Source organism: Rhodoblastus sp., assembly GCF_052145335.1.
Classification (GTDB): Bacteria; Pseudomonadota; Alphaproteobacteria; order Rhizobiales; family Beijerinckiaceae; genus Rhodoblastus.
Genome location: NZ_JBKQOU010000242.1, coordinates 1 through 7,359 on the forward strand (window position 1 = coordinate 1; position 7,359 = coordinate 7,359).

Here is a 7,359-nt window from a genome sequence, read left to right on the forward strand (position 1 = left end):
GCAAGGCAGCCAGCGGAGTTAATGCCTGTGATGGACAACGATCTCACGACGGATTATCTGGTCGTCGGCGCCGGAGCGGCGGCGATGGCGTTTACCGACACGCTGCTTGGGCACTCCGATGCGACCGTGACGATCGTGGACCGCCGCCATACTCCCGGCGGGCATTGGGTGGATGCCTATCCGTACGTCCGCCTGCATCAGCCGTCCACTTTCTACGGGGTCAGTTCGGCGCCGCTCGGCCAGGACGCCGTGGATGTCACGGGCACGAATGCGGGATATTACGAGCTTTCGAGTGCAGATGAAATCCGCGCTTATTTCGCGCAAGTGATGTATCGTCATTTTCTGCCCACCGGGCGCGTACAGTACTTCCCTTGTTGCGAGTATGTTGGAGAGCACCGCTTCGCGTCCCGGATCGCGGGGGCGTCGTGGCGCGTGAGTGTACGGCGCAAGCTCGTGGATACGAGCTATCTCGAGGGCTCCATCCCCGCCACCAGCGCGCCTCCGTTCGAGGTGGCCGGCGGCGTTCGCTGCTTGCCCGCGGGCGACATCACCCGCATCGGCGACAGCCCAGAGCGTTTCGTCGTCATCGGCGCGGGCAAGACGGCGCTGGACACTTGCGCATGGCTTCTGGAGCAGGGAGTTCCCGCTTCGAAGATCAGTTGGGTGAGGCCGCGTGAGGCCTGGTGGATGAACCGCAGATTTCAGCAGCCACACGCGCAGCTCCCCGAACTGTATCGGGGCATTGCGATGCAGCTGGAGGCCATGGCGCAGTGCGCTTCAGTCGAGGATGTTTTTGCGCACCTCGAATCGCAGAGGTTTTTCCTTCGCATCGACACCGACGTCACGCCGACCATGTTCCGCGGGGCCGTTGTCAGCGAGTCAGAAATCGAGCTTCTTCGCCGGATCGGGCATGTCATCCGTATGGGGCACGTGCGGAGAATTGAGGCTGACAAGATCATCTTGGACAAGGGCTGCGTGCCTGCGAGCGAGCGGACAGTCCACATCCACTGCGCGTCAAGAGGGCTGCCGCGCCCTCCGCTTCGCCCAATCTTCGAGCCAGGGCGAATAACTATTCAACCATTTATGATAGGCTTCGCCTGCTATCAATTCGCTACGCTGGGTATCGTGGAAGCCACCATCGCAAGCGATGCCGAGAAAAACCGCCTGTGCCCGCCCATAGCGTATTGGGACGTAAACACCGACTATCTGTCCGCGTATCTCGCAAGCCTTGCGCACGAACGCGCCCGGGCCGCTCACCCTGCCGTAGCCGGCTGGGCTAAGGCGACGCGGCTCAATCCCGTCAGCGGTCTAGCGCTCATGCGGGACGATCCGGCGGTGATCGAAGCCCGTGACCGCATCAAGGGCTACGCGGGCGCCGCGGCGGCCAACCTTCAGAAGCTCCTTAGGCAGAATGCCGCATAGGCAGGCCCCGCGGATGCGGCCGGCAGCTTTGATCAGGCGTCGTCGGTTCGGATTTCCGTCTCATCTTCTCTTTTCGAACAACCATTTTGAACCAGAAATGGTCCCTTTACGCGTTCAAGCCGCAAATATCCTCGCTGCGCGAAAAATATTAACGCCGCGCGCCAGCGAACCCATCGAGGCGTTCGAGTGGCTCCGACTTTTCCAAAAAAATCGGCGCAACTTCGCTTTTGCGACTAGGGCTCGACTTTGGCGCGCATCTGTCCGCGCAACGGTTGATCAACCGCAACGGAGGCCCCAGATTTACGAGGCAATGGAGGCATGCAGATGCGCGCGCCGAACGAGGAATTCTCGCTTGTGGGGAGCCTGGAAGAGCTGAAGGCGAAGGGGCGGGTCGTCGTGCGCGGTCGTCATCGTCCAATCCTCATCGTCTTCGACCACGGCGGCGTCTACGCCTTGGACAATCGTTGCCCGCATATGGGCTTTCCGCTGGACCGCGGCAGCGTCGAGGACGGCGTCTTGACCTGTCACTGGCATCATGCCCGCTTCAATCTCGAAAGCGGCTGCGCCTTCGACCTATGGGCGGACGACGCGCCGACCTGCTTGATCGAGGTTCGCGACGGCGAAGTCTGGGTGAAAACCACATTCGGGCATGCTGATCCCGCCGCGCATTGGCGCCAGCGGCTTGGAGACGGCCTGGCGCACGATCTCGGCTTGGTCGTCGCCAAAGCCGTATATGGTCAACTCGCGGCTGGCGCGCAGCCGGCCGACATCGTGCGGCAGACGGCGCTGTTCGGCGCGAATAACCGCGACGGCTGGGGCGCGGGCCTTACGATTCTGACGGCGCTCGCCGATCTCCTGCCCGCACTGACGGAAGAAGACATCTATCTCGCCTTGTTCCACGGCGCCCGCCGCGTCGCGATGGATTGCGACGGCCAGGCGCCGCGTCGGGAACGCGCGCCGCTTGGAAGCCGGCCCGATCCAGCCGCGCTCAAGCGCTGGCTGCGGCGATGGATCCAAGTGCGGCATCGAGATGGGGCCGAGCGCACCCTGCTGACGGCGATCGCCGGAGGCGCCGGGCCGGCCGCGCTCGCCGACGCCATGCTCGCGGCCGCAACCGAGCGGACGTTTGCCGATGGCGGGCACACGCTCGATTTCATCAACAAGGCGTTCGAATGCCTCGACCTGATCGGGTGGGAGCATGCCGCGGCCCTGCTGCCGACCGTGGTCGGCCAGATGGCTGCGGCCAGCGGCGCCGAGGAATCGACCGAATGGCGCCAGCCGGTCGATCTCATTGCGCTTTGCGAAGATGCCGGAGCCCGATTATTCGAACTATTCGACGCCGGCCGCACGGCGCAGATCTGGTCGTCCCACGCGGCGCTCGCCGACGCTTTGCTTGGCGACGCGCCGTACGGCATTGTTGACGCGCTCAAGGCGGCGATCCACGCGGGCGCGGCGCCCGCCGACCTTGGTCAATCGCTCGCCTATGCGGCGGCGCTGCGCGTGGCTCGCTTCGGCGACGCTAACGAGCACGCCGACTGGGACACGGCGCACCATGTCTTCACTTATGCGAACGCGCTCCATCGGGTGCTCGAACGGATCGGGACCGGCGCCATTGGCGATCCGGTCACGGCGGTCCGTGGCGTGCTGCACGGAGCGATGGCCCTTTATCTCACGCGCTATCTCAATGTGCCGCCGGCGCGCATAGCCGGCGAAAGCGGCGATCGGCTCGACGACCTGCCCGCTGACGCGGAGACGATCCGCGCCGCGCTGCTCGACGCCCTCGATCGTCAGCGACAGGTAGACCTCGCGGCAAGGCTGGTCGCGCGGCATCTGACGCTCGGCCATTCGCCGCAAGCGATGATCGCCACGCTCGCCCATGCCGTGCTGCGCGAAGACGCCGGCTTCCATTCCTACCAGATGCTCGAGGCGGGCGTGCGGCAATTCGCGGCGTGGGGTGGCGGCGAGCACGGCCGTCGCATACTCGTCGCGGTCGCCCGCTATCTTGCCGCCCATTCGCCAACCGAACGCGCGGCGCTGCAAACGGCTGACATCGCCCGGCGCCTCATGCGGGGCGACGAACTGCACCAGGGGTGACTATGCAGACAGAGTTTTTGCGGTGGCGGGGAGTGACGACGCGCGTCTTCGTCATTGCGCCGCAAGGATCAAAACTGTAAAATCCAAAGAAATAAGATGAAGCCGCATACGACGAAGCGGCCGCCGAAAAATATTCGACGACTCCTTCGAAATGCGCGCTCAATCGCCGAGGGAGGTTTTGCGATGTCGATCGCCACGAAGCTGCGCGCGCATCTCGCCCGCAAACAGATCGATTTCGATGTAGCGCCGCATCGGCGGACGACCGATGCGATGTCTTCGGCCGAAGCCAGCCATATATCGCCCGACTGTCTGGCGAAAGCGGTCGTGGTCCGGGCGAGCGACGGCTATTTCCTCGCCGTATTGCCGGCGTCGCAGCGAATTAGCTGGTCGAGGCTCAATGCGTTGCTTGGCGAACCCTGCTTCATGGCGACCGAAAAGGAGCTCGATCAGTTGTTCGAGGATTGCGCGCACGGTGCGATTCCCGCGATAGGAGAGTGCTACGGGCTCGATGTCGTCGTCGAGGCCAGCATCTGCGATCCGCCAGACGTCTATCTTGAAGGCGGCGATCACACGACACTGGTGCGCGTCAGCCAGGCGCAATTCGCTCAGCTCAGCGAAAATGCGCGGCTGGCGCATTTCGCCGCCGCGCTCGAATGATTAGGGCCGGAGACCGTCGGCGATGCGAGACGGTCGCGGCCTCGGACGACACCGCGGTAGAGGGCAGCGCCGAGATCAAAGCCAGCGGCTTTGCCATGCTGCACAAGCCCGTGGCCGCCGACGACCTGTGGCACAAGCTCGCCCAGTTGCTTTCGTCGTCAGGCTCGCCGTTTTCATCCCATCGCTCTAATCGATAGGAAGGGAGCGCGGTCGATGCTATCGAAATCGCCTGGCTTAGGGCACGACCGCGATGTCGCCGCTGGCGCCACCGGGGACGCCGATCATGCTGTCGCTCGAAAATATGCGCGCATTTCTCGAAGAGGCGGCGAAACGGCGACGCGTCGTGACCTACCGCGATATCGCAAGCGTTTTAGAAGTGTGGCCGCCCAACACGATTCATCAGGTGACGGACACCCTTGAACGCCTGATGAAAGAGGACGCGGCGGAGCACCGCCCATTTATCGCTGCGCTCGCCGTCAGCGGAACGCTTGGCGACCTGCCGCGACGCGGCTTTTTCGATTGCGCCGGCCGACTGGGTCGCTTTGATGGCGATCCCGAAGGTCAGGACGCGAGGATGTATCACGCGAAAGAGTTGGACGCCGCCTTCGCTTATTGGGGCAGTGCCGGCGAAAGATGAAGTCGCCGGCGACGCCCGAGCGCGCGAAGGTCCACCCAGCCGGAGGTCATCGGCTTAGAGCGACGAGATCGAGCCGACGATTTCCTTTGTGGTCACAAGGGCGTAGTTCGGCATATTGATGTCGAGCGCGGCGTGCATCATCTCGTCCGAGTAATCCGCCGTCGCATCCCTAACCACGGTGACGTCATAGCCGAGCTCAGCGGCATAGCGAACGGTCGCTTCAATGCAGGTGTGCGCGATGAGTCCGATGACGATGAGCTGGTGGATGCCTTGAGCTGCAAATCCAGATCCGTGTTGGCGAAGCCGCTGGAGCACCAATGTTCAGAGGTGACGATCTCGCCCGGCCTGGGCACGAATTCGGTGCGGAATTCGCCGCCCCAGGCGCCGTATTCGAAACTCTTGTTCCGCCACGCTAACCTCTGGATGGGCGCGATATACGTCCAGCTCTCATAGTCGCCTTGCCGGTAGCGATGATGCATGGCGTAGAAGACCCGAAGTTTCGCCTTTCGGGCGAGGCTGGCATAGAGACATAAGGCTGCGCCTTGGAGTGGCGCAGCACTAAAAATAGCGAGGCCGAATTTTGACGATCGATCCACGCCAAGTGGGAATACGTGTCGAAGCGGAAGAGATCCAGCGAGGCACGCGTCGGCACACAAATTCCTACTATTTCACAACGGTCGCAGTCGACGATGAGGGGCGCCCGGCCATGGCGCCGGAACTTACGGTTGAGCCAGATCGAACGACGACGCCACAGGGCTGCTGAGCTGAGGCGGAACCTACGGCGCGAAATCAGCGCACGATTGCAAAGCGCGTCTGAGATCGCGATGGACTAGGACCCACCGCCAATTTGCCCAAGCGATGACGTTCGACCCGTTGCGTGAACCTCGCGGACGATCACAAGCCATGCGCTCGCGGCATGCGACAGATAGGCGCCGCGCCGCCAAAGCATTGCCATATTCCAGTCGGTGTGCGGCTCATGAAGCAGAACATGGCTGACTGCGGGGTGTCTGCGCCGCTCGGCGATCATTCGCGGCAGGAAAGCGACGCCAAGGCCCGCCGCCGCCAGTTCGACGAGGAAATCGATTTGGACGCTCTGCGCGGCGATGACCGGCTCGAATTCATGGCGCCGGCAGGCGTCGAGAATGATTCGGTTCAGAGCAAAGCCGGTTTCGAACAAAACAAAGGGCGTATCTTTCAAGTCGACGAGCGTCAGGGTTGATCGACCGGCGAGGGCATGGTCCGACCGCAGCAGCGCGACAAGCGGTTCATGCCAGACCGCCTGCCATTCGAATTCCTCGGAAACGGGCAGCAGCGAGCCGGCCAGATCAATCTCTCCCGCTCGAAGAAATTCTTCCAGGCGGTCGCTGCCATGTTCGAAAAGACGGACGTCAATGCCTGGATGGCGCTGACGGAACACGGAGAACACCTGCGCGAACAGAATGTTCGAGCCGATGAGTGGCAGGCCCAGCCTCAACACGCCTTTTTTCAATCCGCGCAGGTCGTCGAGTTCCGCAATGAGATCGTCGCGCTGCGCCAGCATCCCGACCGCTTGTCGGTAAACGACCTCTCCCACGGCCGTCAGCGTGCTGCGATGTCCGATACGGTCGAGCAGCGGAAACCCAAGCTCGTCCTCAAGCCGCCTGACGGCCTTACTGACCGTCGACTGGGTGGCGAAGATCGTCTCGGCCGCCTGCGAAAAGCCGCCCTGGCGCACGACCTCGACAAAGGCGCGGAGTGTCCGAAGTTCCATGTTTATTCCTTAGCAGAATAATTTCTAGTCAAACAAGTCATTTTACGCATGTTGCATCGCGGCATATATATTTTCCGCAGGAGCAATGTCATGACCTCACGAGAACTCACCGTCAGCTTTCGCCGCGGCGTCCACCGCAGCTCTCTCGCCCAGATCGGCCTGATCGTCGTCTTCTGGTTCATCGGCGAGACGTCGGTCCGCCTGACTGGACTTCCGCTGCCTGGCGGCATGGTCGGCCTGGCTTTGGCTCTGGTCCTGCTGGCGAACAATCGCATCAGCCTTTTCAGCATGCGGCGCGGCGCCCAATGGTTTCTCGCCGAGATGATCCTGTTCTTCGTGCCCGCCGTGCTGGCGATCATTGATCACCGCGAGTTTCTCGGGCTGCTCGGGCTCAAAATCCTGATCGTCATCTTTGTCGGCACCGCGACGGTGATGGGGGTAACCGCCCTCACCGTCGATTTTTGCTATCGCTGGAGGTCGAGGCATGTCCATGTCGATCATGCCGTGGGCTAACCCCCTCGCGCAGGCGGTGCTGTGGTCCGCAGTCACCATCGCATTCTATAGCGCGGCCAAACGCCTCTATCGGCGCTGGCCGCGCTGGTGGCTCATGCCTCTTGCCGTGACGCCGGCGCTCCTGATCATCGCGGTCCTTTCCGTCCACATGACCTATCACGACTATATCCGCGACACCGGCTGGCTCGTCACCCTGCTCGGACCGGCGACCGTCGCCTTTGCGGCGCCCATTTATGAGCAACGCGCGATGATCCGCCGCCAATGGCCGGTGCTGGCCGCCGGGATG

General features: G+C 62.7%; 7 protein-coding genes and 2 pseudogenes. 7 read left to right on the plus strand and 2 right to left on the minus strand.

Going from position 1 to position 7,359, the window contains the following annotated elements; translation table 11 throughout:
• The 4 genes from ACLP2E_RS15480 to ACLP2E_RS15495 form a co-directional block, all read left to right on the plus strand.
• The coding region (locus tag ACLP2E_RS15480; protein WP_442466449.1) for an NAD(P)-binding protein at positions 1-1,422 on the plus strand (1,422 nt) is incomplete at its 5' end.
• A 324-nt stretch (positions 1,423-1,746) separates the two neighbouring features.
• On the plus strand, positions 1,747-3,516 hold the full coding sequence (locus tag ACLP2E_RS15485) for a Rieske (2Fe-2S) protein (RefSeq protein WP_442466450.1): 1,770 nt from the start codon (positions 1,747-1,749) through the stop codon (positions 3,514-3,516).
• A gap of 183 nt (positions 3,517-3,699) precedes the next feature.
• Positions 3,700-4,173: an aminoacyl-tRNA deacylase gene (locus ACLP2E_RS15490; protein ID WP_442466451.1), complete on the plus strand. Its 474-nt coding sequence runs from the start codon at positions 3,700-3,702 to the stop codon at positions 4,171-4,173.
• 250 nt (positions 4,174-4,423) lie between these two features.
• The gene (locus ACLP2E_RS15495; RefSeq protein WP_442466452.1) at positions 4,424-4,810 is read left to right on the plus strand and encodes a hypothetical protein; all 387 of its coding nucleotides are present in this window, start codon (positions 4,424-4,426) and stop codon (positions 4,808-4,810) included.
• Positions 4,811-4,864: 54 nt separating this feature from the next.
• Here the strand turns inward: ACLP2E_RS15495 and ACLP2E_RS15500 are convergent.
• Positions 4,865-5,322: pseudogene (locus tag ACLP2E_RS15500) on the minus strand (isochorismatase family cysteine hydrolase); the annotation flags it as partial.
• Positions 5,323-5,408: 86 nt separating this feature from the next.
• On the opposite strand from ACLP2E_RS15500, the pseudogene ACLP2E_RS15505 reads away from it, so the two are divergent.
• A pseudogene (locus ACLP2E_RS15505) lies at positions 5,409-5,643 on the plus strand (acyl-CoA thioesterase); the annotation flags it as partial.
• Here ACLP2E_RS15505 and ACLP2E_RS15510 read toward each other — a convergent pair.
• Positions 5,640-6,560 carry a LysR family transcriptional regulator gene (locus ACLP2E_RS15510; protein ID WP_442461198.1) on the minus strand — a complete coding sequence of 307 codons (921 nt, stop codon included), beginning with the start codon at positions 6,558-6,560 and terminating at the stop codon, positions 5,640-5,642. The pseudogene ACLP2E_RS15505 and the gene ACLP2E_RS15510 sit on opposite strands and share 4 nt — an antisense overlap.
• A 90-nt stretch (positions 6,561-6,650) precedes the next feature.
• Here ACLP2E_RS15510 and ACLP2E_RS15515 point away from each other — a divergent pair, with 90 nt between their 5' ends.
• Together ACLP2E_RS15515 and ACLP2E_RS15520 are read left to right on the plus strand one after the other, a co-directional pair.
• On the plus strand, positions 6,651-7,073 hold the full coding sequence (locus tag ACLP2E_RS15515) for a CidA/LrgA family protein (RefSeq protein WP_442466453.1): 423 nt from the start codon (positions 6,651-6,653) through the stop codon (positions 7,071-7,073).
• Positions 7,051-7,359, plus strand: a 309-nt coding sequence (locus ACLP2E_RS15520) for an LrgB family protein (protein WP_442466454.1), incomplete at its 3' end; no start/stop codon positions are given. The genes ACLP2E_RS15515 and ACLP2E_RS15520, both read left to right, overlap by 23 nt.